The sequence below is a fragment of the Cupriavidus sp. FW305-F7 genome, from assembly GCF_058782875.1.
This window is the reverse complement of sequence record NZ_JBYSYC010000057.1, coordinates 1-24,618: the sequence shown is the minus strand read 5'-3', so window position 1 is coordinate 24,618 and position 24,618 is coordinate 1. Positions and strand designations below refer to the sequence as shown.

Annotated in this window: 24 protein-coding genes and 1 pseudogene; 15 read left to right on the top strand and 10 right to left on the bottom strand. The window is 61.3% G+C overall.

Translation table 11 applies throughout. From position 1 onward, the window contains the following. Window positions 1–11 precede the first annotated feature (11 nt). The 3 genes from AC3WL8_RS34715 (at window position 12) to AC3WL8_RS34705 (ending at window position 1,862) form a co-directional block, all read left to right on the top strand. Window positions 12–674 carry an RraA family protein gene (locus tag AC3WL8_RS34715; RefSeq protein WP_492379771.1) on the top strand — a complete coding sequence of 221 codons (663 nt, stop codon included), beginning with the start codon at window positions 12–14 and terminating at the stop codon, window positions 672–674. Next, window positions 671–1,321, top strand: a complete 651-nt coding sequence (locus tag AC3WL8_RS34710; protein ID WP_492379770.1) for an RraA family protein — start codon at window positions 671–673, stop codon at window positions 1,319–1,321. Before AC3WL8_RS34715 ends, AC3WL8_RS34710 begins: the two co-directional genes overlap by 4 nt. A 193-nt stretch (window positions 1,322–1,514) precedes the next feature. Further along, window positions 1,515–1,862, top strand: coding sequence for a RidA family protein (locus AC3WL8_RS34705; protein ID WP_492379769.1), 348 nt, complete (start codon window positions 1,515–1,517; stop codon window positions 1,860–1,862). An 808-nt stretch (window positions 1,863–2,670) separates the two neighbouring features. Here AC3WL8_RS34705 and AC3WL8_RS34700 read toward each other — a convergent pair. The 5 genes from AC3WL8_RS34700 to AC3WL8_RS34680 all read right to left on the bottom strand — a co-directional run bounded on the left by AC3WL8_RS34700 (window position 2,671) and on the right by AC3WL8_RS34680 (window position 9,152). After that, window positions 2,671–4,383, bottom strand: coding sequence for a CocE/NonD family hydrolase (locus tag AC3WL8_RS34700; protein ID WP_492379768.1), 1,713 nt, complete (start codon window positions 4,381–4,383; stop codon window positions 2,671–2,673). A gap of 33 nt (window positions 4,384–4,416) precedes the next feature. Next, window positions 4,417–5,406 carry a porin gene (locus tag AC3WL8_RS34695; protein WP_492379792.1) on the bottom strand — a complete coding sequence of 330 codons (990 nt, stop codon included), beginning with the start codon at window positions 5,404–5,406 and terminating at the stop codon, window positions 4,417–4,419. A 309-nt stretch (window positions 5,407–5,715) separates the two neighbouring features. Beyond that, window positions 5,716–7,029, bottom strand: coding sequence for a fumarylacetoacetase (gene fahA / locus AC3WL8_RS34690; RefSeq protein ID WP_492379791.1), 1,314 nt, complete (start codon window positions 7,027–7,029; stop codon window positions 5,716–5,718). 7 nt (window positions 7,030–7,036) lie between these two features. After that, window positions 7,037–7,840 carry a cyclase family protein gene (locus tag AC3WL8_RS34685; protein ID WP_041228959.1) on the bottom strand — a complete coding sequence of 268 codons (804 nt, stop codon included), beginning with the start codon at window positions 7,838–7,840 and terminating at the stop codon, window positions 7,037–7,039. Between the two features lie 46 nt (window positions 7,841–7,886). Further along, window positions 7,887–9,152, bottom strand: a complete 1,266-nt coding sequence (locus AC3WL8_RS34680) for an MFS transporter (RefSeq protein WP_492379767.1) — start codon at window positions 9,150–9,152, stop codon at window positions 7,887–7,889. Window positions 9,153–9,341: 189 nt separating this feature from the next. On the opposite strand from AC3WL8_RS34680, the gene AC3WL8_RS34675 reads away from it, so the two are divergent. Further along, window positions 9,342–10,037 (top strand): TetR/AcrR family transcriptional regulator, encoded by a 696-nt coding sequence (locus tag AC3WL8_RS34675; RefSeq protein ID WP_041228960.1) that lies wholly within the window; start codon window positions 9,342–9,344, stop codon window positions 10,035–10,037. Between the two features lie 264 nt (window positions 10,038–10,301). On the opposite strand, the gene pdxR is transcribed toward AC3WL8_RS34675, so the two are convergent. After that, on the bottom strand, window positions 10,302–11,717 hold the full coding sequence (gene pdxR, locus AC3WL8_RS34670; RefSeq protein WP_492379766.1) for a MocR-like pyridoxine biosynthesis transcription factor PdxR: 1,416 nt from the start codon (window positions 11,715–11,717) through the stop codon (window positions 10,302–10,304). An 87-nt stretch (window positions 11,718–11,804) separates the two neighbouring features. On the opposite strand from pdxR, the gene AC3WL8_RS34665 reads away from it, so the two are divergent. The 5 genes from AC3WL8_RS34665 (at window position 11,805) to AC3WL8_RS34645 (ending at window position 15,328) form a co-directional block, all read left to right on the top strand. Further along, entirely contained in the window at window positions 11,805–12,236 is a 432-nt protein-coding gene (locus AC3WL8_RS34665; protein ID WP_041229135.1) for a cupin domain-containing protein, read from the top strand. A 64-nt stretch (window positions 12,237–12,300) separates the two neighbouring features. Further along, window positions 12,301–12,918: a nitroreductase family protein gene (locus AC3WL8_RS34660; RefSeq protein ID WP_492379765.1), complete on the top strand. Its 618-nt coding sequence runs from the start codon at window positions 12,301–12,303 to the stop codon at window positions 12,916–12,918. A 152-nt stretch (window positions 12,919–13,070) separates the two neighbouring features. Further along, a complete protein-coding gene (locus AC3WL8_RS34655; RefSeq protein WP_013958579.1) occupies window positions 13,071–13,568 on the top strand; it encodes a YkgB family protein in 498 nt (165 codons plus the stop codon). 159 nt (window positions 13,569–13,727) lie between these two features. Further along, a complete protein-coding gene (locus AC3WL8_RS34650; protein WP_013958580.1) occupies window positions 13,728–14,177 on the top strand; it encodes a GNAT family N-acetyltransferase in 450 nt (149 codons plus the stop codon). Window positions 14,178–14,401: 224 nt separating this feature from the next. Next, window positions 14,402–15,328: a LysR family transcriptional regulator gene (locus AC3WL8_RS34645; RefSeq protein ID WP_492379764.1), complete on the top strand. Its 927-nt coding sequence runs from the start codon at window positions 14,402–14,404 to the stop codon at window positions 15,326–15,328. Between the two features lie 152 nt (window positions 15,329–15,480). On the opposite strand, the gene AC3WL8_RS34640 is transcribed toward AC3WL8_RS34645, so the two are convergent. Then, window positions 15,481–15,828: a hypothetical protein gene (locus AC3WL8_RS34640; RefSeq protein ID WP_158310030.1), complete on the bottom strand. Its 348-nt coding sequence runs from the start codon at window positions 15,826–15,828 to the stop codon at window positions 15,481–15,483. A 73-nt stretch (window positions 15,829–15,901) separates the two neighbouring features. On the opposite strand from AC3WL8_RS34640, the gene AC3WL8_RS34635 reads away from it, so the two are divergent. The 5 genes from AC3WL8_RS34635 (at window position 15,902) to AC3WL8_RS34615 (ending at window position 19,859) form a co-directional block, all read left to right on the top strand. Then, on the top strand, window positions 15,902–16,537 hold the full coding sequence (locus AC3WL8_RS34635; protein ID WP_492379763.1) for a nitroreductase family protein: 636 nt from the start codon (window positions 15,902–15,904) through the stop codon (window positions 16,535–16,537). A gap of 189 nt (window positions 16,538–16,726) precedes the next feature. Next, on the top strand, window positions 16,727–17,272 hold the full coding sequence (locus tag AC3WL8_RS34630; RefSeq protein ID WP_492379762.1) for a carboxymuconolactone decarboxylase family protein: 546 nt from the start codon (window positions 16,727–16,729) through the stop codon (window positions 17,270–17,272). A gap of 144 nt (window positions 17,273–17,416) precedes the next feature. Then, on the top strand, window positions 17,417–18,115 hold the full coding sequence (locus tag AC3WL8_RS34625) for a glutathione S-transferase N-terminal domain-containing protein (RefSeq protein ID WP_492379761.1): 699 nt from the start codon (window positions 17,417–17,419) through the stop codon (window positions 18,113–18,115). A 73-nt stretch (window positions 18,116–18,188) separates the two neighbouring features. After that, window positions 18,189–18,659, top strand: coding sequence for a pyridoxamine 5'-phosphate oxidase family protein (locus AC3WL8_RS34620; RefSeq protein ID WP_492379760.1), 471 nt, complete (start codon window positions 18,189–18,191; stop codon window positions 18,657–18,659). A 243-nt stretch (window positions 18,660–18,902) separates the two neighbouring features. Next, the gene (locus AC3WL8_RS34615) at window positions 18,903–19,859 is read left to right on the top strand and encodes an AraC family transcriptional regulator (protein ID WP_492379759.1); all 957 of its coding nucleotides are present in this window, start codon (window positions 18,903–18,905) and stop codon (window positions 19,857–19,859) included. Window positions 19,860–20,407: 548 nt separating this feature from the next. Here AC3WL8_RS34615 and AC3WL8_RS34610 read toward each other — a convergent pair. Further along, entirely contained in the window at window positions 20,408–21,286 is an 879-nt protein-coding gene (locus AC3WL8_RS34610; protein WP_492379758.1) for an ADP-polyphosphate phosphotransferase, read from the bottom strand. A gap of 579 nt (window positions 21,287–21,865) precedes the next feature. Between AC3WL8_RS34610 and AC3WL8_RS34605 the strand changes: the two genes are divergently transcribed. Continuing rightward, complete coding sequence (locus tag AC3WL8_RS34605) at window positions 21,866–23,521, top strand: SulP family inorganic anion transporter (RefSeq protein ID WP_492379757.1); 1,656 nt, start codon at window positions 21,866–21,868, stop codon at window positions 23,519–23,521. Between the two features lie 14 nt (window positions 23,522–23,535). Here AC3WL8_RS34605 and AC3WL8_RS34600 read toward each other — a convergent pair whose 3' ends face one another. Beyond that, window positions 23,536–24,390, bottom strand: coding sequence for a DUF6036 family nucleotidyltransferase (locus AC3WL8_RS34600; protein ID WP_492379756.1), 855 nt, complete (start codon window positions 24,388–24,390; stop codon window positions 23,536–23,538). Further along, window positions 24,387–24,618: pseudogene (locus AC3WL8_RS34595) on the bottom strand (helix-turn-helix transcriptional regulator); the annotation flags it as partial. The gene AC3WL8_RS34600 and the pseudogene AC3WL8_RS34595, both read right to left, overlap by 4 nt.

Here is a 24,618-nt window from a genome sequence, read left to right as displayed (position 1 = left end):
GCACACCAGCCATGAGCGCAGAAGACAAGGAGCTGGTTGCTCTGTTCGAAGGTCTGGACACGCCGGGCGTGTCGGATGCCATGGACAAGCTGGGCCTGCCCGGCCAGTGCCTCGGCATCGCGCCGCTGGACAACTACAAGGGCACCATCATTGGCCCCGCTTTTACCGTCAAGTACGCTTCCGCAACGACGCCGGCCGGCTCCGTTGGCGACTTTATCGATGACGTCGCCGAAGGCGATGTGGTCGTTCTGGACAACGACGGCCGCACCGACTGCACGGTATGGGGCGACATCATGACCCAGTACGCGGGTCTGCGTCGCATCCGCGCCACCGTTATCGATGGCGTGTGCCGCGACGTATCAAAGGCGCTGGGTGACAACTATCCGCTGTTCACCCGCGGCCGCTTCATGCGCACCGGCAAGGACCGCGTCCAGGTCGAAGGCGTTAACGTACCGGTGTCCATCGGCACGGCTCGCGTGGCCGCACGCGACATCGTTGTCGCGGACGCCAATGGTGTTGTGGTGGTGCCGCGCGGCCGAGCCCGCGAAGTCGCTGACGTGGCCCGCAAAATCGAAGGCGTGGAATCGCAGATTCGCGACCAAATCGCTCAAGGCAAGACCCTCGGCCAGGCGCGCGAAGCGCTGGGCTACCACACGCTGCAAAGGAAGGCATGATGACCGGAACGCAAAACCCCTACAGCGACGCTCAACTGGAGCAGGCACGCAAGTTGGGCACGTCCACGCTGTTCGAAGCCTCCGGCATCGCCACGACGTCCGTCGACCCGCTGGTCCGCACCATTTGGCCGGGTGCATCGGTTGCCGGTCCGGCATATCCGCTGGAATGCTCGCCGGGCGACAACCTGGCCATTCACGTGGCCATGGAAAAGGTACCGCGCGGTAGCGTGCTGGTCGTGTCGACCGGCGGCTTCGTAGCCGGCTACTGGGGCGAGGTTCTGACCGTTGCAGCCGAGGCTGCCGGCGTTGTCGGCCTGGTCATTGACGGTGGCGTCCGTGATATCGCGGCGCTGACCGTCCGTCGTTTCCCGGTGTTCTCGCGTGGCATTTCGGTGCGCGGCACCATCAAGGCAAGCGTACCGTCGATTGGCCAGCCGCTGAGCTTTACCGGCACGCCGGTCGCAACGGGCGACCTCGTGGTTGCTGACGATGACGGCGTGATTGTGATTCCTGCAGCGCACGTCAATGCCACTCTGGACCGCGGTCAGGCCCGCTTCGACAAGGAAGCGCAAATTATGGAAGACCTGACCAAGGGCCGTACGACTCTGGAGCTGCTGGGTCTGTCCCGCTGGCGCGAAGGCGCATAAGCGCCCGTTCCGGTAGGCAAGAAGGCATTGGCTCAGGCCCGCAAGGCTCCTGGTTGATGCTTTTGTCGGCTGCGCACTAGCCCAGCTCGGGCCATGGAAGTCTGAATTCCTCTGGGGAAATGTCGTGCGGCCGTGTATGAGTGCGCAGGACATTTCCCCATATCTATTTGCTCAATCTCTGAGGTAGGTACGGATGTCCAAACAAGGCCTGATTCGCTATCCCTCGACCGTAGCGGCGCCAATTTCTAGAGCAGTGCGAGCGGGTGACTTCGTGTTCCTGTCGGGGCAGACACCCAAGAGCAGTGACCTGACGCCGTTTCGGGGCGACATCTCGGCGCAAACCGAGAACGTTCTTGACCACATCAGGGTCAGCCTGAAGGAACTTGGACTGGAACTGGACTCGGTTGTCCGGGCGACGGTTTGGCTCTCGGACATGAAGACGAAGGCTGAGTTCAATCGGGTCTACGAGAGCTACTTTGTCGGGAACCTTCCCCGCTCGGAGCACCGTGGAGGCTCAATTGGCCAACGGCGTTGGCATTGAGATTGAGGTGATAGCCTGGGCGCCACAGTCCAACGCGTCGTAAGCCTGCTCTCACACTCCCGTTCGGTGAAATCGCTCGGAAACTCCATGACTTCGCATACCAGAAAGGCTGAAATCATCGTGTTGGGCGCTGGCATGGTTGGCGTGTCCACGGCGTTGGCGCTTCAAGACCGCGGACACCGGCTATGCCTGGCAGGTGCATGAGAGGTTGCGGTGTTCGAGAGAGCTCTTCTCCAGGCTGCGATAGACGCTCCAGAGGGGCTGGCCGACATCGGTGCGATCTGTGATTCCGAAGGCTGCAAAATCTAGCAAGGTTATGGCGGGTGGTCGTTTCGAAGACGGTGTATGGACTCATTCTCGGTTCAGTGCCCGGTCTGTGGGATGGCTGTGGGTCGCATAGCGCCCCCTCTCTGGCATTCGCAATCACGCCGACCGATGGCCGCTTCGGGCCGAGCTACGGTCAGCTCGTAGAGCTGCTATCGTCAGCGCGTCCCTTTCCCTCTGATACGCACCCGTCCGAATGGGGGGCATGCAACGCAAGCTGCTGCAAGTTCCCGAGCGAAGAAGCATTGCCCGGGCCTCTGGATGGATCGAGAAGTTCATCGAGCCCTGTTGAGCGACGCCATCTCGGGCCTGAAACGCAGCGGCGGGGCAAGCCGCTCTTTCGGCGTCATCTTGGTGGAACCTCCGCTCTGGCCGGCCATGCCTGTTGTGCGTTGGCGGCGTGCCGCGGCAGGAGGCCGGCGGCCGCAAATGCACCAGCGGTGCGCGAGGAATTTCCGACGCGTCGTGCTGATGGCGCCTCCGTTCAGCATGTTGCGGGAATGACGGGGAGAAGCAGGAACGACGCGTACCTCTCGCCCGTGTGAACGGTGGTCTGACCGGCGAAGCGGTCAGACCTGCGGTCGTCGGGGTGATCGTGCAGCAGCACCGACGAGCCGCGCATCGACTTGCCATAAATCTGCGGATAGGGCCCGGGCAGGTCGTGCTCGAAGTCCGAGCTGCCCACAGTCAGCACCAGCCGGTAGCCCTTCGGGAAGACGAAGCACATGGGCCAGATCTCGACCTGTAGCTCGTAGATCTCGTTCGGTTCGAGAAGTTGGATCTCCTGGTGCGTGTGCACGGGCTGATACGGCCTGGAGGCTTGAGGATCCAGCTTTCGGTGCGACGCTCTAAGCCAGCCTTGCGCGAGGGGGGCATTGGGTTCGACTGCCCCCAAGATCAGGTGCTCCTTGCCGTCCGGAGCGAAAGCCCGCAGCGTCAGGAACAGGTCCGCATCCCGGGCTGTCGTGGAGATCCAGAGCGTGGCAGCCAGCGGGCCGGTCACCTCGGTGTCGCGCTCGAAGGGTGCAGTGCTGAAGCTTGCCTTGCCTGCCATGCCATCAAACGAGAGGCACGAAGCAGTCTCGGCCGGCTCCGATTGCAGGCTCCGCGTGCCAGCATCCAGGTACGCGGGCGTCCATGCGGTGCGCGCCAAGGGCCATTCATGCTCGTCCCGCTCCTGGAAATGGTCCACGTGGCGCACCTGCATCTTGATGGGCGGCTGCCGATCCCAGCCGTTGTCCTCACCCTTAAGGAAATGATCGAAGAACCGCTTCTGGAGCGCTACGCCGTAGTCCGTATAGAATTCCGTCCAATGCTCGAGCCCGTGGAATTCGAGCCACTTCTGCTTCGAGCCGGCCCCCAAGTAGCCTTGGACATTGCCGCGGAGGTGCAGGCCATGGCCACCCCAGTTTGCGCAGGAAAGCACCGGTACCTCGATTGCACCCAAGTCCGCACGGCGGCCGTCGAAGTAGCTATCCGTGATGAGCTCGGCGCTCAACTGCGTAGCGTTGATGTCCACGCGATTGGCGAGCAGTTCCTCGTCGCTGAGCTCGGCTGGCCCGGAGATAGGCAACCCGGTGTTGGGATTCACATGCCCACGCCGTCCGAGGCCGTGCTGCACGTTTTCCACCTGCTTCGGATACCAGGCCACCATGAACGTGTTGAGGATGCCGCCATGCCGGCAGGCGTCGCGATAGTAGTCGGAGAACCCCTCGAACGGGCAGATCGCGGCCAGATGCGGAGGACGTTTCGCCGCCACCAGCCATTGGGTGGCTCCGTAGTAGGAAACGCCGGCCAGGCCGATCTTCCCATTGCTCCACGGTTGTTTCGCTGCCCATTCAATGCAATCGTAGAAGTCCTGCGCCTCGCGCGGGGAGAAGCAATCGATGACGCCCGGCGATCGGCCAGCGCCGCGCGAGTCCACGCGAATGCAGATGTAACCCAACGGCACCCATCTCTCCGGATCCGCGGTTTCCCAGTTCGCGTACTTGCCGCTGCTGCCCTTCAGAATTTCCGGGTGCTTAGTAGTGAGCGATTGCCATTGTGCGGGGAATCCCACCTGGAATGGCAGGCCTTTGGCGTATGGCCCGTAGGACATCAACACCGGGTAGCGTCCTTCCTCTTTCGGGCGAAAGACGTCGGCCCGAACCACCAAACCATCGTCCATGGGGATTTCAACGTCCCAATCGATTTGCATGTCTGTCTCCTGATCGGTTTATCTTGTAAGCGGCTAAAGCTTGTGGCGCATGCCCAGCGCAAAGCTGGTGCCACTGCCTTTTCCGGTAACCTTGTCGAACATCGTCACAGCGTATACGTCCGTGCGTTTCGACAGAGCATAGTCATAACCACCGGCAAGTCCGTGACGCCGATAGTCCGCCATGACATCGCTACGTACGCGTGAAGACACTGCAGAGGCCAGGATCTTCCCGCTGCCGACCGGAATCTGGGCACCCACCTGCAGCGCGTCGGTCGTCGTTGATGCACCGCTGGTACTTGTGTGGACATACTCGGTCAGCAGCTTGATGACCTTGAAGTCATAGGACAATCCCCCGACCATCGCTGTCTGCGCCCAGCTTCCCGCAGGAAGTCCGGGACCAAGCCGGGTTCTCTGGATGGCAAAACTCGCCGATAATGGCCCGCGCTCATAGAGCAGCATACCGACAGCATTGTTCTGCGAACTCGTGCCCGGCTGCTCGCCAAGGCTATACAAGCCCCGGAACGAAATTCCCGCGAATTCCGGTGAGTAGTAGCCAATCGCGTTATTCCACGCGGTATCGCCGGCAATGTATCGGCCCTGCTGGGGCGTCCACAGGACGTTCTGGAGCGGCGAAAACTTCGTCGAGCCGGAAAACGCATCGAAGAGCGCGGTCGCCAGAAACGTCGGATTTGCTAGTCGCCCGAGACGCACTTCGCCAAAACCGCCCTCCAGGCCGACGTAGGCATTTCGGGAAAAGAGGCCATCCGTGGGAGCGCGCCCATTGGCACCCGTGTCTATTTGGAAGAATCCCTCGAGGCGGTAGTTCGCCTTAAGACCGGCTCCCAAATCTTCGCTTCCTGTCATGCCCCAGAAGGACGTCTGCAGACCTCCACTTTCCACGCCAGTTGCAGAACGTTGTCCACTGAGATGGGTAACGGCGACATATGCGTCCGCGAGTCCATATAGCTGTGCGTTGGTCGCGTAGGACGCGCAAGGCAGCGCAAAGAGTGCCAGCGCATACAACCTTACTATCGGTTGCGCCCTCCGTGAGCCACCCGGTTTGCTACCAGCCTTACCATAGACGGCAAAGCTTGCTTGTCGTTCCTTGTACAAAATTGATCTCCTCCGTTTTATTTACTTCGATCACCTCAAAAGAACAGCGTGGTCTTGGCGCATGAGCAGCCTCACTGACGGGGGCGGTCGTCCTTTTCTGCGGCATTGCGAATGCCGGTATTCGCCCGAGGGAGCTGAGCGCGAGGCCCCACTCACCACAGCATCGCAGCCCATAATCGGCGGGGAGTGGCGCGCGCGGCAGTAGTGGGTTGGAGACGGTCAGGCGGACGCAGGGGCCGGCAGCACGGTCCCATGGTTGACGCCGAAGCCGATCCGCGCATAGTCGTCGCGCTCGCACCAGCCACGGAACACGACGGTATCGCCATCCTCAAGGAAGCCGCGTTGTTCGCCGTCGCCGATATCTACCGGTTGCGTCCCGGATACTGTGAGTTCGATCAGCGCACCCGCCTCGCCTGGGGCGGGGCCCGAGATCGTGCCGCTGCCCAGCAGGTCGCCGCTCTGTAGGTTGCAACCGCCCACGGTGTGGTGCGCAATCATCTGGCTCAGCGTCCAGTACTGGTGTCGGAAGCTGGTATGGGTCAGCGTGCGCGGTTGCCGGCCCTGTGTTAGCTGGCGCGCGCTGAGTATCGAGACCTCCAGTTGGATGTCGAAGGCGCCGGCCGCGGCATTGTCCGCCGAGCGAAGGTAGTCGAGCGGTTGCGGGCGCCCTGGGGCGCGCGTCCAGCCTGTACGGTAAGGCAGCAGGGCTTCCAGCGTGACGATCCAGGGCGACAATGTGGTGGCGAAGTTCTTGGCCAGAAAAGGCCCTAACGGTTGCATCTCCCAAGTCTGAATGTCGCGCGCGGACCAATCGTTGAGCAGGCACAGGCCGAATATGTGCTGCTGTGCCTTTGCCAGCGGGATAGGCGTACCACGTGCATTTCCGATGCCAATCACCGCGCCCACTTCCAGTTCGTAGTCCAGACGCTGGCAAGGTCCATACACAGGTGCGCTGCCCGGATCGGCGCGGTACTGCCCCATCGGCCGGTAGACCTGCTGGCCACTGACGCCGATGGAAGACACCCGGCCGTGATACGCGATCGGCAGCCAATCAAAATTGGGGTTCACCTCCAGCCCGAACTGGCGACAGCAGTTCACGGCGTGGTCGAGCGAAGTATAGAAATCCGTGTAGTCGCCAATGCGTATCGGGACCGCAAACTCGGCCGCCGCCTGCGGCACCAGCGTTTCGCGTACTGGACGCTCATGCACACTGTCTGCCTCCAGCAGCGCAAAGATGCCGTGGCGCAATGCGCGCCAGGCGCTCGGACCCAGGTCCAGCAGTGCATTTAGCGTCGGCGCTGCGGCGGCCCGCGTGGCTTCGGCGGCCAGGTCTTGCAGGCAGCCTCTGCCATGCAAGGCGGCCAGGTCGACGATCTGGTCACCGATCGCAACGCCGCCACGCCAGGGCTCCGCGCGGCCAAGCCGACGGAATATGCAGAGCGGAAGATTCTGCAGCGGAAAATCGCAGCCTGCAGCATTGGCTGAGTCCAGCCAGCTGTGGCGGGAGGCATCATGGGTGTGGTTCAGTTCCATGGTGGTATCAGGCGGCATTCAGGGCATCGTCGAAGATGGCAACGGCGCGGGTCCAGCCGGCCGAGGCCCCGCGTATCTTGTGCGGGAAGCAGGAGATGTAGAAGCCATGCGGCGGCAGCGCCTCCAAGTTGTGCAGCTTCTCCAGGTGGCAATAGCCAATGTTGCGGCCCGCCTTGTGGCCTTCCCAGATCAGCGAGGCGTCCTGTGTCTCGGCATACTTGCGGGCCGTGTGCACGAACGGCGCGTCCCAACTCCACGCGTCGGTACCGGTCAGCCGCACGCCACGTTCAAGCAGGTACATGGTGGCGTCGAACCCCATGCCGCAGCCGGACGAGACGTAGTCAGGCTGGCCGTAGCGCTTGCCCGCACGCGTGTTGACCACCACGATCTCCAGTGGCTTGAGCACGTGCCCGATTCTGTCGAGTTCGGCATCAACGTCGTTAGCGGTCACCACATAGCCGTCGTCCAGACCGGTGAAGTCGAGCTTCACGCCTGGCTGGAAGCACCACTCCAGCGGCACCTCGTCAATGGTGATGGCGCGCTCGCGCTGCCCCAATGACTCGTTCATGGTGCTGTGGAAGTGATAGGGCGCATCCAGGTGGGTGCCATTGTGCGTATTGAGCTGGATGCGCTCGATCGCCCAGCCTTCGCTGTCCGGCAGGTCGGACGGCTTCAGTCCCGGGAAAAAAGACGTGACCTGCTCGGCGGTCGAGCGGTGCGACAGGTATTCGATCCGGGGGCCATAGCCGGGAGGATCGGAGACGACATCGTTTTCCAGGTAGATCGAGAGATCGACGAAGCGGCGGGTCATGGTGGGAGGTCCTCTTTGGAGATGCGTGAAAAGGGGGAAGGCGGGCTCAACTGGCATCGAGGGACGGCGCGGTGCCCGGCGCCTTGCGGGCGCCCACACCGGCATCCTGCTCGGCAATTTCGCGTGGCAGCAGGGCAACCACGATCGCGGATAGCAGGAACAAGCCGCCGCACAGCGCGATACCGGGCGCAAAGCCGAACCCAGTCGCCGCCCAGCCCAGCGCCAGCGGAGCAAAGGCGGAGATGCCACGGCCGACGTTGAAGCAGAATCCGGCGCCGGTTGCGCGGATGTGCGTCGGGAACAGTTCGGCGAAGTAGGAGCCCACGAGGCCGGCGAAGGCCATGAAGAAGGCGAATACCGGGCCGAGGACGAGCAGGGTCGCATGGTCCGTGGCGAAAGCGTAGGCCGGTAGCGTCAGTCCGGAGCCGACCAGCGACGCGATCACGGCACGCTGTTTCCCGAGGCGGTCTGCGAGCAGGCCGAAGACGTTATAGCCAAGGAACATGCCGACATTCAGCACGGCCACGAAGCTTGCCATGGTGGTGACATCGAGCCCCCGCTCCTTGACCAGGAAGGTCGGTAGCCAGGTCGAAGCGCCCCAGTACGCGGACAGCGCCAAGGCCGAGGTCGCGGTGCCGAGCAGGGTAATGCGCAGCAAGCTCGGCGCGAACAACTCAGCAAGGGTGGCGCGGCCGGCGCTTGCTCTGGCGGACTGGTCGCCATAGCGTTGCGCGAGCCAGACCTCCGATTCCGGCACGCGCAGCCAGACGTAGAAGATGGCGATGGCCACGGCCCCGCCGCAGAGAAGGAACAACATGCGCCAGCCATGCGTCGGTAGCAGGTAGGCCGCTGCCAGGGCGGCCACGGTTGCGCCCGCCGAGAAGGAACTTAGCACGAAGGCAGTGGCCCGTCCTCGCTGGTGCGCGGGCCAGGTCTCGTTGACATGTGCCGCGGCCGTGCTCCAGACCCCGCCCAGGCCGAGGCCTGAGAGGAAACGCAGGAAGAGGATCTGGCGCCAGTCGGTGGCGCCGGAAATTGCCATCGTGAGCGCGCCGAAAGTCACCAGCGACAGTAGCAGCGCCGTGCGGCGGCCCATGGTATCCGCCAGCCTCCCCATCACCACGCTGCTCAGCCCGATGCCGAGCAGCGTGGCTGTGACCAGCAAGCCGGCCTGCGCCTGTGTGATGTGAAGGGATGCGGTAATGGCCGGCATGGCGATGGCAAGGATGATGATGTCCACCGCGTCGAACATATAGCTCAGGAAGCAGCCGATAAGCACGCGCCACTTCAGCGAAGCAGGATTGGGGGGCATGATGGGTCTCCTGATTTGGTGCCCCTGGCCGAAGCAGGTGACGCACCCGTTTGCACTGACTGTACGATCGTGCAGTCTCGAACGGAACGGACTGTACGCTCGTACAGTCAAACGTTACACTGGGGTAAACTCGGGTGCGAATGTGGCGAAGTGAGGTTCGCTACAATGGCGCGTCTATATGGAGGCAGCATGGAAGGCAGGGAAGCGCGGAAGTCGGCGGTCGGGGCGCGGGGCAGGGCGCGGGAAGAAGTGCAGGGGCTGCCGATCCCGGAAGCGAGCAAGCGCGAACGCGTGCTCGATGCAGCGGAGCGGCTCTTTGCCGAGGGCGGCTTTGACGGCGTGTCGATGCGTGATATCGCGGCGGCCGCGGACGTTGGCTTGCCGCTGATCGTTTACCACTTCGAGACCAAACGAAATCTGTACCGCGCGCTCTTTGAACGGCGTAAGACGCTCTTCGAGGCCCGGCTGGCGGCGCTACACGAACCCCTCATCGCCGGCGAGGATCCGGTGGAGCACATCGTGCGTGCGTTCGTGCAGCCAGTAATGCGGATCCAGGACACGGAGGCCGGCATTGCCTACGCCAAGCTCGTCGCACGCGAGGCATCGGATCCAAGAGAAGCTGAGCGAGGCATTGTTGCGGACTACTTCGACCCCTTTGCCATGGAATTCGTCAAGGCGATCCGCAAGGCCCTGCCAGGCAACAGCGCCGGCTATGCGCATTGGGCCTATCTGTTTGCCGTGGGGGCGCTGGTAATGAGCGTGTTCGACAGCCGTATCGAGCGCATCTCCGGCGGCAAGGTCAAGGCCGGCGACGTGCGGCGCAAGTCCGAGTACCTGGTGACCTTCATCGCAGCGGGGATTCGCGCCGGGGCCGACCGGACCTGAACAGACCCTAATCAACCGGTATCTGGATTATCTAGAAATAGAAATCGTTCTCATGATAAGTCTCTGAGATGACCAGAGCGTTCCGCTTCCGCCGATGGAGCGACTTGCATCGCTGGCCAGCGAAAGTCCGTTAGCTTGGCTGGAGCCGACGTTCGATTGGCCGAGTGATCGCGTGGACCAACTACGCTTCATGGCCGAAACCGGAAATCCATCAGGTCGCCGACGCCGCTGTCGCGTCGAACTTCCGCTCCCGACCCATTGCGATCAGGTGAACTTTCGGATCAGGTGGTGCAGGCGATCGCAAGCGGCTGGAATCTGCTGTTCAATCGCTGTCGCCACCCCGAGTAGCAGCCCCGATCGCTGCGTAGATGTGGAACAGTACCAGCCCGACAACGCCGCGGGCGCGAGCCCATAGGCGTAGGCTTCCCGGGCGATCGTCTTGTCGTCGGCGTCGTCGGGGAGCCGCACCACCATAGCCAGTCCAGCCGGATAGGCCTCGAATTCCCGGGACTCGAGGCCTGCCAGCAGCGCTTGGCTTCGGGCCGCATAGATGCGCTTCATGCGCCGCAAGTGCCGCATGTAATGGCCGTCTCGCATGAACTCTGCCGTCGCCATCTGCACGGCCGGCCCAGGTGCGGAAGCCAGGCAGGCCACAGCTTCATCGAAACGGGATACCAGGGCCGGTGGCACCACGACGAAGCCCAGCCGCAGCGTCGGGCTGATCGTCTTGCTGAACGTCCCGACATGAATGACCCGTCCCGCTCGATCCTGTGATGCCAGCGCCGGCGCCGCGTGGCGTTTGAGCTGGAGTTCACCCAAGTAGTCGTCTTCGATGATCCAGCTCTCCGAGCGGATCGCCCATTCGAGCAGTTGCACCCGGCGGGCCAGCGACAACGTCGGGCCCAGGGGCGCCTGTTGTCCCGCAGTGACAAGCGCCAGCGCGGCATCCGGTGCGTGCGTTTCGCCGTAGCTGACGTCGATGCCTTCATCATCGACAGGCACGGGAACAGTCGTGAGCTGGGAAATGGACAAAGCCCTGCGGCTCGGAAGAAAGCCCGGATTTTCGACCCATGCCTTGCGGCCTTCGGCCTGGAGCACGCGTAAGGCTATACCGAGCGCTCCCGAGAAACCTGCCGTGATGAAGATCTGCGAGGGCTGGCATTCGATGCCGCGTGACAAGGCGAGATGCGCGGCGATTTCCCGGCGGAGTTCATGCTCGCCGCGCGGGTCCGGATAGGACGCCGGCGCTTCGACTTCATCGCGCGCCGCACGGGCGCGCAGTCGTGCAAACAATGTGGTCGGAAAACAGTCCGATGCGGGCACGCCCATCTGAAACACTGCGGGGCCGGGCAGGAAGTGCTGGTATAGATCGGATTGCAGATCCGTCTCGATCGACCGCGTCCGGTCCGTGCTCGGGCGCACTGCCCGCGCGTGCTCGGAAACTCTTGTTCCGCCGGCACGCGACGAGACGATCAACTGCGCGTCGGTCAGCCGCTCGTAGGCGGTCTTGACGGTGCCGCGCGCCACGCCCAGCTGCGCTGCCAGGTCCACCCACGACGGCAGCCTGGCACCTGGAAGCAGTACCCCGCTCTCAATGGCGACGGTGATTCCCGCGCGTATCTGTTCTGCAAGTGCTGTCTTCGACGCGCGGTCGACCTTCAAATCCAGGATTTTCGCCATGGTTCGTGGTGCATTAGGATTTCAGGTTTTTGGTTCTTTTATGCGAACCGCCTGACGTTCATGATTCTAGCCAACACGGAGCTGAACATGAAACGTCAACGCACACTTCTTTCTCTCGTTGTCGCTGCCAGCGTGGCCTATTCCGGGGTCGCTGCTGCTCATGGCGCGGAAACCGGCGGCCCTGGCGATGTCGTCAAGCCGAACTTTTCGCGCGCCATACAAAACATCCCGGGTAAATCGCTCGTTACCGTGGAAGTCATCTATCCACCCGGAGGCGCTTCGCTACCTCATACCCATGCCAAGTCGGCGTTCATCTATGCGTATGTTGTCTCGGGCAGCATCGCCAGCAAGGTGAATGACGAGCGGGAACGCGTCTACAAGGCTGGGGAGGCGTTTTTCGAGGAGCCGGGCTCACGCCATCCCGTGAGCCGGAACGCGAGCAAAACCGAACCAGCAAAGCTGTTGGCGGTATTCGTCGTTGATAGCAACGACAAAGAACTGACCACGCCGCTCAAGTAAGCATCGCCTCGGAACGCGAAGCACTCGCATACCTACATCTGTCCCTTCACCCATAGGGATCACTATGACCAACGCCGTCATCGACTGTATCCTGAGCCGCAGCGCGGCCAAGTACTACGACCCCACCGCGACCTTGAGCGACGAGCAAATCCGCGAGGTGGTGCGGATCGGCACAAGCGCGCCGACATCCTTCCACATGCAGAACTGGCGCTTCATCGCCGTACGCTCGCCTGAAGCCAAGGCTCGGCTGAGTCCGATCGCTTGGAGCCAGCCCCCGATCACCGAAGCAGCCGTTACCTTCATCGTCTGCGGTCAGTTGGCCGATTCCAGCGTAATACCAGATCGCCTGGCGCCGCTGGTGGAAGCGGGCGTCATGCCGGCAGAGATGGTGCCGGAATGGGAAATCCCCGCACGCAATCTGTACATGGAGTACCCGCAGCGCCAGCGCGACGAGGCAGTACGCACTGCCACCTTCGGCGCGGCGGCGATGATCTACGCGGCCCGCTCGCTGGGCCTGGGTTCGACGCCGATGATTGGTTTCGATGCCGAAGGGGTGCACCGCGAGTTCGGACTGGCCCAAGACGAAGTGCCGGTCCTGCTGTTGTCCGTAGGAGCGGAGCGTCCCGGAAACTGGCCGCAGAAGCCGCGCCTGCCAGTGGCCGATGTGTTGGACCTCGTCTAATTGCTGATCACGCCCATCAAATAGACATTCAGACGCACTCGACAGCGCCAGGTATTGAAGGCTTGCACGGTGCAAGACCCGCGAGCGCTGTGAGGGAAGGGCGGTGCACTGCATATATGTCAGAGGCACATTCAACTCAAGGAGGTTCGCAAATGGCCAGTCCGATTCCTCTTCAAATTGCTGAAAAGGGCGCCGGTTCACTCAACTTCTTGGCCCTGCTTAGATGGGCTTTGGTCGTTATCTTTCTTTGGTTCGGCGGAATGAAGTTCACCGCATACGAAGCAGCCGGTATCGCTCCGTTTATCGAACACAGTCCGATCATGAGCTGGCTGCACGCCCTATTTGGAGTTCAAGGGGCAAGCTACGTGATAGGCGTACTTGAGCTATCCACCGCTGCGGCTCTTATTCTTGGGGCCTTCGAGCCCATTTTTTCAGCATTGGGAGCGGCGATGTCCGCCACGACCTATCTTATAACGCTCACCTTCTTCGTGAGCACACCTGGCGTGGCAGAAGCGACGGCGGGTGGATTCCCGGCGATTTCCGCAGCACCGGGCCAGTTCCTTCTTAAGGATCTTGTTCTACTGGCTGCATCGCTTTCTCTTCTCCTGGCATCTCTACGTGGTCCGTGGCTCAGCGATCAGAAGTCCTGAGTGGATAGGGCGATTCGCTGGCGCTAAGTTCTGCCGACGCGCGGAATGCGGCGGATCATCGGTGCCTGCAAATCGCCCGTTGGAGGTATTGGGCCACGTCCGCGCGCCGTCCGCGAGCAGCAGCCGGGCGGCCAGCATCCTCTATTTCGGGAGCATTCTATGCAATCAGTCGAGATCAAAGCCATTGAAAACTACGATTTTGATCTTTGGCTTCCGCTGTGGAAAGGCTATCAGAGGTTTTACGATGTGGATATTCCCGAGTCCGTGACGCTCCGGACCTGGGCACGCTTCTTGGACCCAGCGGAACCGATGCATGCAGCGCTTGCCATGGTTGGGGGGAAAGCATTGGGGCTGGTGCATTCGATCTACCACCGATCCACCTGGGAAACCGGCGACTACTGCTACCTGCAGGACCTGTTTGTTGCCGACCAGGCGCGTGGCGGCGGAATTGGCCGCGCGCTGATCGAGCATGTCTATGCGGATGCGAAACGTCGCGGGGCGTCCCGTGTGCACTGGCTGACGCACGAAGCCAACCATGGGGCCATGCAGCTTTACGACTGCATCGCTGATCGCTCGGAGTTCATCCAGTACCGAAAACTATTTGCGTGACACGCTGGTTCGGGTCCGTCCTCAGGACTCGTGCGGTGCATCGCCGAAAACCAACCGATACTCAGAAAGAGAAGGCCCAAGAAGATGGTCGTGATCGGCGGTACGGGCCTGCTTCAGCCTGCTCGCGCAAAAAGAGCCGGATCAGGCCGTCGCGGGGTGCCTCGACACTGCGCGATACGGCCCGCCCCGTAGCTTAGGTCTTACTCCTTTCGATAGCTTTCATCATGGATCGTCTAGTCTCAATGCAGGCATTCACTCGGGTGGTGGATGTCGGCAGCTTTGCGGGCGCGGCGGAGTCGCTCGACCTGCCAAAGCCTACGCTCACCCGCCAGATCCAGCATCTCGAGACTCACCTTGGAGTCAAGCTGCTGCACCGGACCACGCGCCGCATCAGTTTGACCACCGAAGGCGCTGCCTATTACGAACGCTGCGTCCGCATCCTGGCCGACGTCGAGGAATCGGAACAGTCGTTGACGCATCACAACAACTCGCCACGCGGCACACTGGCAGTGGACACCACGAGCGTACTCGCGCAAATGGTGTTGATGCCGCGACTGCGCGACTTCTTCAATGCGTATCCGGAACTGAAGCTCGAGCTGACCACCAACGGCAAGCCGATCGACATGCTCAAGGAAGGCGTGGATGTGGTCCTGCGCGTGGGTGCGCTAGACGAATCGATGGTGGCACGTCGCATCGGCCAGGTGAAGCTGGCGTTCTATGCATCACCGATCTATCTGCGCCGCTTTGGTACACCTCACGATCTCACAGAACTGGCCCTGCATAAGGCGGTGAACTTCCTGTCGAACCGCACCGGGCGCGAAACGCCGTGGCCGCTGATCCGTGCCGGCGAACGCAGCGAAGTTTTGCTGCCTTCGGCGATCTCCACCAACGATGCCGACGTCTACCTGGGCTGCGCATTGGACGGCCACGGAATCGCCCGCATCTCGCAAGCGATGGCCGATCCCTATATCAACAGTGGCCGGCTGGTGGAAATCATGACCGAGTGGCAATCCGACGAACTGCCAATCTCCGCGATGTATCCACAGAACCGGCACTTGTCGGCCAAGGTGCGCGTATTCGTGAACTGGGCTGCCGAGATTTTCTCGCGGCATCCGCGCTTCGGCGCGGCACGGCGGCAACTGGCCGCGTAGTTTGCGTAGTCGGAGTTTCGGCGCGACAAGCTTTCCGGGCCGGGTCATTCAACAGGAGATCAGATGTGACCAACACGACCGCAGCGAATGGAAAAGAGGTGGCCTCTCATGGTGTGCCTGCGGAAGACGACTATTCGATCTCAGTGCGGAAGCTATTTGATTGGTGTATCGAGGCTGGCCTTTCCTGAGCAGCTCATCGAGGCCGTCTTCAAGGCAGTGCTGCCTACCGCATTGGGCCACCTCGCCCCGGCCTCATCCATCATGCCGCCGGCTACACCGACACCCATTTGGCTGAGATCTCGCTGGCCATCGCGCTCACCGTCTGTACCGACGTTGACTTTCCACCCATCGAGTAAACCGCCTTGCCGGGCGAGCACGACATCACACTTCGAAGTTTCGCTCGGCTGATCCCGACGCGGCGATTTTCCCTGAGCCGTGCCGCCGATGCCGGATGGATTGCCTTGTTGCTTTGATCCTTTTGGGCATTCTTTTGAGTACATGGAGTCTCGAAATCTGCATTCGGTAGACCTAAAGTTGAGGCTCCTAACCACCTGATGAATGAGTCTCGCGCCCATGACCAACGGAACCACCATGACCAACGCTGTCATCGACTGTATCTTGAGCCGCAGCGCGGCCAAGTACTACGACCCCACCGCAACCTTGAGCGACGAGCAAATCCGCGAGCTGGTGCGGATCGGCACAAGCGCGCCGACATCCTTCCACATGCAGAACTGGCGCTTCATCGCCGTACGCTCGCCTGAAGCCAAGGCTCGGCTGAGTCCGATCGCTTGGAGCCAGCCCCCGATCACCGAAGCAGCCGTTACCTTCATCGTCTGCGGTCAGTTGGCCGATTCCAGCGTAATACCAGATCGCCTGGCGCCGCTGGTGGAAGCGGGCGTCATGCCGGCAGAGATGGTGCCGGAATGGGAAATCCCCGCACGCAATCTGTACATGGAGTACCCGCAGCGCCAGCGCGACGAGGCAGTACGCACTGCCACCTTCGGCGCGGCGGCGATGATCTACGCGGCCCGGTCGCTGGGCTTGGGTTCGACGCCGATGATTGGTTTCGATGCCGAAGGGGTGCACCGCGAGTTCGGACTGGCCCAAGACGAAGTGCCGGTCCTGCTGTTGTCCGTAGGAGCGGAGCGTCCCGGAAACTGGCCGCAGAAGCCGCGCCTGCCAGTGGCCGATGTGTTGGATTTGGTATAGGCGCGTCGCCGCGGCAGTGATCACGCCGAACGACCAAGCGGCTTCCAAGTGAGAGGCAAACACAAGGTACCTCCCACTTGAAGGCCTGACCAGCTTCGACCCAAGACTTGGGCACGAAGTAAGCCGGGGGATGGTTCCCACATGGACTTTCCCCAATATTAGTGAAACCAGCAACTTACAGAGATTACGATGCCAAGAACTGCTGCTCTAAAGCCGGAACAGGTGCCGGCCGATTCGAAACCGACCCTCGATGCAATTACCAAGAACATCGGGTTCACCCCAAATATGATGGCGACCTTCGCGCAGAGTCCCGTCGCGTTCAACTCATGGGCCACCCTGCTTGGCTCCTTGAGTAAGGCGCTCGACGTGAAGACGCGCGACAGCATCGGCCTCGCTGTCTCCGAAGTGAATGGCTGCAACTACTGCCTGACAGTTCACAGTTATACGGCCGAGCATCTGGCCAAGCTGCCGGCCGATGAAATCATTCTCGCTCGGAAGGGCCGTGCCAACGACCCGAAGCGCGACGCCGCCGTCCAGTTTGCGCGCAAAGTCATCGAGGCCCGCGGCAACGTCACTGACGCCGATCTGAAAGCCGTCCGCGAAGCCGGCTACACGGATGCGAACGTCATGGAGATCGTCGCGCTGGTTGCCATGTACTCCCTGACGAATTTCTTCAATAACGTGTTCGATCCCGAGAAGGACTTTCCCGCCGTTACGCCGGCTGGCTCGATCTGAACGCTATCCGGTCGCATCGACCCCTCTCCGAGGGGCTTGAAGGTTTGATGCGAGCGCTACACCAAAGCCCGGAGGCACCCGGGAAAGATTCTTGGGAACGCGTCCGGGCTTTTCGTATGACCCGACAAGTCTAGGAGAAAGAATGTGACACTCGATCATCCAATTTTTGCGCGCTGGCCGGTGCAGTACCCCGATCGGCTGCAACTCTTTTCCTTACCGACGCCCAACGGAGTGAAGGTCGGCATCATGCTGGAGGAAACAGGCCTTGCCTATGAGCCTCACCGCATCGACATCATGGCGAACGAAAACCACGATCCGGCCTTCCTGGCACTCAATCCTAATGGCAAGATTCCGGCGATCTACGATCCCGAAGGGCCGGGCGGCCGGCCGCTGGCGTTGTTCGAATCGGGAGCGATCCTGATCTACCTCGCAGACAAGACGGGGCAGTTCCTCTCCACCGATCCCAACACGCGCTACGAAACGATCCAGTGGCTGATGTGGCAGATGGGCGGTGTCGGGCCGATGTTCGGCCAAGTCGGCTTCTTCAACAAGTTTGCCGGCAAAGCCTATGAAGACAAGCGCCCGCGCGACCGCTACGCAACCGAGTCAGCCCGGCTGCTCGGTGTCCTCGACGAACGTCTCGCGGGCCGCGACTGGATGATGGGCGCTGACTACAGCATCGCCGATATTTCGCTGCTCGGCTGGGTGCGTAACCTGATCGGCTTTTACGAAGCGCGTGAGCTCGTCGGCTTCGATCGCTTCCTACATGTGCAGGCATGGCTCGATCGCGGCCTCGCGCGCCCAGCCGTTCAAAAGGGAATCAATATTCCGTCTCGCGACTGAGTGCACGTGGATGGATACCGCAACGGCTGGCGACGCACGGAGCCGTTCAAATTCTATTCAAGCGAGGATATCTATGATTGAAATCACCGCCGACATGGAGGCGATCATCAAGCAGGCGATGCTGTCGTTCGTCGCGACAGTCAACGCGGACGGAACGCCCAATCTTTCGCCGAAGGCGTCCTTGACGGTCACGAACGGCGTTCTCTACTTCGCCGATATCGCATCGCCCCGAACGACACTGAACTTGAGGCGAAATCCCGCCATCGAAATTAACGTGGTCGACATCTTCCAGAGACGCGGTTATCGATTCAAGGGTCGCGCGTTGGTGCTGCCGCCAGGCGATGGTGATTACTTGATGATCGCCGATTGGGTTCGGGCGACGAATGGCCCAGAGTATCCCGTCAATCACGTCGTCAAAATCGAAACCACTTCGATCATCCCGTTACTGTCTCCAGCCCATGTCTTTGCCCGCCCTCCTCGAAGTCAGGACGAAATCAGGAGCACCTACCATCAAAAGTACAGGGTGAAACCCATCGGAGCATAGGTGCAGGGTCCGCGAAGAACGGCATGCGGCTTTAAGACCGCATCGTTCATCGCTCGGGCTTTCCAGCCGGCATGCAAGTGCCTGGATGGCGGCGCGCACGCGAAGGAATTCCTTGGCGTCCAGTTGCCCGGACGAGCTTGCGCGCTACGTGTCCGATCGGCTCGAGCACTGAGGCCATTTGCTTCGCACAACCGGTGTGCAATCGCAATATGATGCTTGAGCGTTTCAAATTCTCGAGGTCCTATGTCCCAAGTCGACTGGCTGAGCCAGCTCCTGCAAATGATCACCATCACTGGCCGGCTGGAGGTCCGTTGTGTCTACGGCGAGCCATGGCGTGTGGCCTGGCCCCAGTCCGCAGCGCACGAGATTCCCTACCACGTCGTGCTCAAGGGCCGGGCGATTATCGAGAATCCGGAGACCGAGACGACCATGGAGCTGGTGGGAGGAGATGTCGTGCTGTTACCTCACGGGTCGGCGCACGTCCTGCACGATGGCAGCGGACATGCGCCGGGTCTTACCTACAATCGCCAAGGTTCTGCAGGGTGGATGCTTAGCCAGAATGACGGCCAGGGCGATCATCTGGACCTGTTGTGCGGGCGATTTTTCATCGAGCCGCCCCATGATCGGCTGATTCGCAATTATCTACCCACGAATCTGGTGGTACGGGCCATGGACGGCCATGATGATGACGCCATCGGGTCCGCTTCGAACCACCTGGCCAGTCTCGTGGGGCTGATGCGCATGGAGGCCACCGGAGACAAACTGGGCGGATATGCCATGCTCAACGCGCTTACCTCGGCGCTATTCACACTGGTACTGCGCGCAGCAAGCGAATCCGAGCAGGCCCCGGCAGGCTTGTTGGCGCTTGCCGGCCATCCACGTCTGGCTCCGGCTATTTCGGCGATGTTCGCCGATCCGGCGCGACCCTGGAACCTGCCTGATCTGGCCGACTTGTGCAGCATGTCGCGCGCCACCTTCATGCGGCACTTTCAGGACAAGCTGGGGCGCTCGGCCATCGAATTGCTGACCGATATCCGCATGAGCCTGGCCGCCAACGAACTGAGGAAGCCGATGATGACCACCGAGGCCGTGGCCGACTCAGTCGGGTATCGATCCGTGGCAGCGTTCCGGCGTGTGTTCACCGACACGATGGGGATGACGCCGGGGGAATGGCGCCGTCTGGCGCGCGAGGGCCAGTAATGCGATTCGGTTTCGGTGTGCAGCCTGGATGAGGCGCTAGACACGCCGGCCTTCCGCGATTCAACGCGACCTCATAGGAGGGGTCGTCCAATAAGAAAGAGCGCCGCTGCGAATAGTGCGGCTGTATGGTATCGAATGTGTCTCTGGGTCATGACTAAATTGAGGGTCGGCTACGTTGCAGAAGTCGCGACACGCTACTTCAGCGCAAGCGAACAGCTTGCTGGCCTCCGACCTCGGTCGATTGAGGGGAGGGTGGCGGTCGGCTCTTGCCGGCTGCACTCCGGCCGCTGGACCAGACACCACCTCATCGGCAGCTCTTGAGGGTACAGCTGTCATTCATGCCTTCGGGTCGGTCGGCAGATCATCCGCCAAACTCGCCATTCGTGCATTCCCCGTTGCAGCCGGTCCGCAATGTCCAGTATCGTACACAGGTGCGTGATCGACCTGTTGCGGCCGTCCGAGAAGCCCGAAACCGGACGTTCTTCCCACGATGCGTAAGCCTTAAACAATCAGCTGCTGCCAAGGACGTGTTTCGTCGGCCTGCCCGATTAGTCTCTCTGCTTCGTGAGTTGCTCGCGGATCTCGGATAATTCCTTTTTCCGCTCGGCGGTCGTCTTCGGGTACTCCAATTTCAGCTCACCGAGGGTGTCGAGGATGATCTGCGACACGATCAGCCGCGCGTCCTCCTTGTCGTCGGCGGGTACTACGTACCAGGGCGCGAGTTCCGTGCTAGTCGCGCTCAGACATTTCTCGTACGCCGTCATGTATTTCGTCCAGAATTTTCGCTCCTCGACGTCGGCCATGCTGAATTTCCAGTTCTTATTCGGATCGTCAATGCGCGCGAGAAAGCGCTTACGCTGTTCCTCCTTCGAAAGATGCAGGAAGAACTTCACGACACGCGTGCCGTTACGGTAAAGATGGGCTTCCAAATCAGCGATCGAACGGTAGCGGCCATGCCAGAGGGATTCGCCAGAACCCGACACAAGCGATAGACCCTCGCCGCGAAGGATCTCGGGATGCACGCGAAGGATCAACACCTCCTCATAGTAAGAGCGGTTGAAGATGCCGATGCGGCCGCGCTCCGGCAGGTCGTGGGTGGTGCGCCAGAGGAAATCGTGCTGAAGTTCGTTTGCGCTCGGATGCTTGAAGCTGAACACCTGGCATCCCTGCGGGTTGACGCCCGACATGACGTGTTTGATGACGCCGTCCTTGCCCGCCGCATCCATTGCCTGGAAGATGAGGAGAACAGAGTAGCGGTTGTCCGCATAGAGCAAACTTTGTAGCTTGCTGAGCCTCTCGATGTGCTCGGCGAGCAGAGTACGATACTGGTCCCTCGACCCGTGGAGGGGAGTCACGCGCGTCGGCCATTTCGTAAGCAAAACCGTGTCGCCCTCGCGCACTCGGAAATCGTCGGAATTGAAATTCATGGTCGTTCTCCCAGCGGGACGAATGGCGAATCTGACGCGTCCTAATAGATCAACGAGCGCAGTCGGTATCCAATATGCGCGCACCGCCTCCTTAATCCGGCCGTCGATTCGGAAACCGCAAGCGCCCCCTGGCCGAACTCAGACTGCGGCACCGCGCGCGAGGGATGCGGCTGTCGCGCGTGACGACGATCGAGCTGGCGGTTGCCTGCAATCTCCGCGGGTCTTCGCAATCGCGGTGTCGGAAACAATAGGCGATCGACCAACTATGAAAAATAGCCGAGTCACGGCATTATCGCAATTTGTCCAGTTGAGCAATATTGCCACTGGAGCACTTCGGGGTCCCGGTTGCATTCCTACAGCCGAATAGAGGATGAGCGATCACGAACTGCAACGGCATGCCGCATGCGGGACACGCGCTCGCTCAGTACGTCGGGGAATGTCCAATGGCGGCCCAGCGATGTTCCGGCTCATCCTAGTAATCTGAAGCGCCCCAGCGAAAAGCAGTGGTACTTCGCCAGTTCCTTCGAGCCAACGTGATACCGTTATCCTGCATAGCTAATGCAAAACGACCGGAAGGGTATGAAAAAGTATCCATGCAAGGCGTCCGTGCGCGTTCTCGCGGGCCATTACTTGCCCGACCTGCGCGCCGGGCTGTCTGTCGCTGGCCTGCTCGTTCCCGAGGCGATCGCGTATTCAACCATTGCGAACCTACCACCTCAGACTGGCGTCATAGCGCTGCTCGCGGGACTCGTCGCCTACGGCCTGCTGGGCAACAGCCGCTTTGCGATTGTGTCGGCCACGTCATCGTCGGCAGCCGTCGTTGCAGCCGTAGCAGTGGGAATGGCCGGTGACAGCCTGCCGATGCGCATGCTGCTGGCCGCCGGGCTCGTATTGATTACCGGGTTGATCTTCGTGAGCGCGTCGCTCGCACGCTTGGGCAGCGCTTCTGAGTTCATCGCCAAACCCGTGCTGCGAGGCTACGCGTTCGGTCTAGCAATTGTCATCATTATAAGACAGATCCCGAGTTTTCTCGGCGTGAGCCTCAAGCACACCGATTCTGCCGGCTTCCTGATCGAGCTTGCCCGTAGCTACCCGCAGTGGAACGTCTGGCAGTTAGCAACCGGGCTCGTCGCGCTGGTCCTGCTATTCGCTTTCGGTCGCTCACGCCAGGTGCCGGGCGCGTTCGTCGTCATCTCGCTAGGCATCGTCGCCAGTCGTTGGTTCGGCCTTCACGCCCATGGGGTGTCGGTGGTCGGCACAATCGAACTGTCGGGCCAAATGCCTTCCCTGCCCAGCCTTGACCACCACCAATGGGCCCAACTTGGCGAATTCGCCTTTGCGCTGGCGCTGATCCTTTACGCCGAATCGTATAGCTCGATCCGCACGTTAGCACTCAAGCATGGAGACTTGACGGTGCCGAATCGTGAGTTGCTCGCGCTCGGCGCTGCAAATATGCTGTCAGGGCTCTTTCATGGTCTGCCTGTAGGCGCGGGCTATTCGGCAAGTGCCACTAGTGAAGCGGCTGGTGCCCAGTCGCGCTGGGCAGGTTGGTTCGCTGCGGTAGTGGTGGCCGTCATCATGCTCCCCTTGCTGCCATTGGTGGCGCTCACGCCCACCGCGGTTCTCGCTGCTGTCGTTTGCCATGCGCTTAGTCACGCGTTGAACCCATCAGTATTCACCCCGTATTTGCGCTTGCATCGCGACCGTATCCTCGTCGCCGCCGCCGTGCTGGCAGTGCTCGTACTAGGCGTGCTCTACGGGTTGCTCGCCGCGATTGGGCTCAGCCTGCTGATGCTTTTGCGAGGGCTCTCGGTTCCGAACGTGAGCACCCTCGGCCGCCTTGGCGAAGGACACGATTTCCTTGTTCTCGCAGCGCATTCTGATGCGCGACCGGTCCCGGGCGTGATCGTCCTGCGTCCGGAGGCACCGCTCTTTTTTGGCAATGTCGAAGTCATGATGCAGCATGTGAGGACGTTGGTCGTCAACGCGGGCGACAGCACGCAATCGATTGTTCTCAGTCTGGAAGAGTCCCCCGATCTGGATAGCACCAGCGTGGAGGCATTGATGGAATTCGAACGCTTTGCTGCAGCGCGCGGCAAGAGGTTGTTCTTCGCGCGCCTGAAGGAGCCCGCGCTGGCGTTGCTGACTTTGGCAGGCATGCCTGGTCTCACCCCGTCATACGTGCATTACAGCGTCGACGATGCGGTCGCCGCCGCGCTCGCTCAGTCGAGTTGACGCACGGACGCTTGTCAGACGAGGGGACGAATGTCGCTTATGGTGGCCGAAGATGCAACTGACATGGGCCGCGCACGAATGTCCGTTGTCTGGTGGAGCCGCCGTTTGGATGTCCGTCTGCGCGCGCTGGCGAATGGAAGGAGATGGCCGGCTACGGTCGTTGCACTCCACGCTGTCCGTCGCAAGGCATGGGCGGGGAGAAGAGCGTGAGCCGGGGGCATGGCAATAAGATCCGATAACGGTGCCTTATGGCGAGTTGGCGAGCACCGGGGCAACGTTGTTACTGCACGTACGCCGCCTAACGGATAGCTCCGACTAGGCGTCGCCATCGGGAACCGCATGACCTTGGTCCCGCAAGGCCTTCGTCCAGCGCGCAGTCGTCCCTGTGCAGCTTTTTCTATCGGCATGTCCTCGACGCGGCTGAGCGCTGCGCGTGGCGAAACATAGCCGTATTGAATTAGGGCCATACAGAAGACGCGGTCCTTGTCGCGAGCCGCTACCGCCTTCGCCATAAAGAGGTCAACGACGTCCAAGCAATAGCCAACCCGTCCATTCGTGCCCGCCGTCTGGATGCGCTGCAGGCGGCGCTGCCATCCGGCCGGCAGGCAGGCGGTCTCTGGCCCGACGCCCTGCGCGTAGTAACCGTACGTCTCGTGAAAACGCGAGCCTTCTCCGATGGCCGTGTCAATCGCATCCGCCTTGTCGATGGCATTGAGCGGGGTAGATGTCGGCCTCCGCAGACATCGGGAAAACCGCCGGCGGGTTGGGGATCGGCCTAGGCTCGATTGGCCGCCAACGACAACGAACTTGTATTCATTCGTGACGTCGGCCGCAGCCTGAATGATGTGTTCCAAATCTTCCCGGTTCATTCCTGATCCCCGATCACAACGCCTTTCTTCAACGCCTGGATCTGTGCAAGCACGTCCTGCCGAAGGGCGTCGGGTAGAATCGCCGGCAGGGGAGAGGCTTGGCGAAGCTCTTGAGCACGTCGAGTTCGGCCAAGCGCTTTGCGCCACGACTGGTTCGCAAGAATCGTTTCCCACTCGGACCAAAGTGAATCAGACCGTGAGTCTCCCTGCGAGCGCCATCGCCTGAGC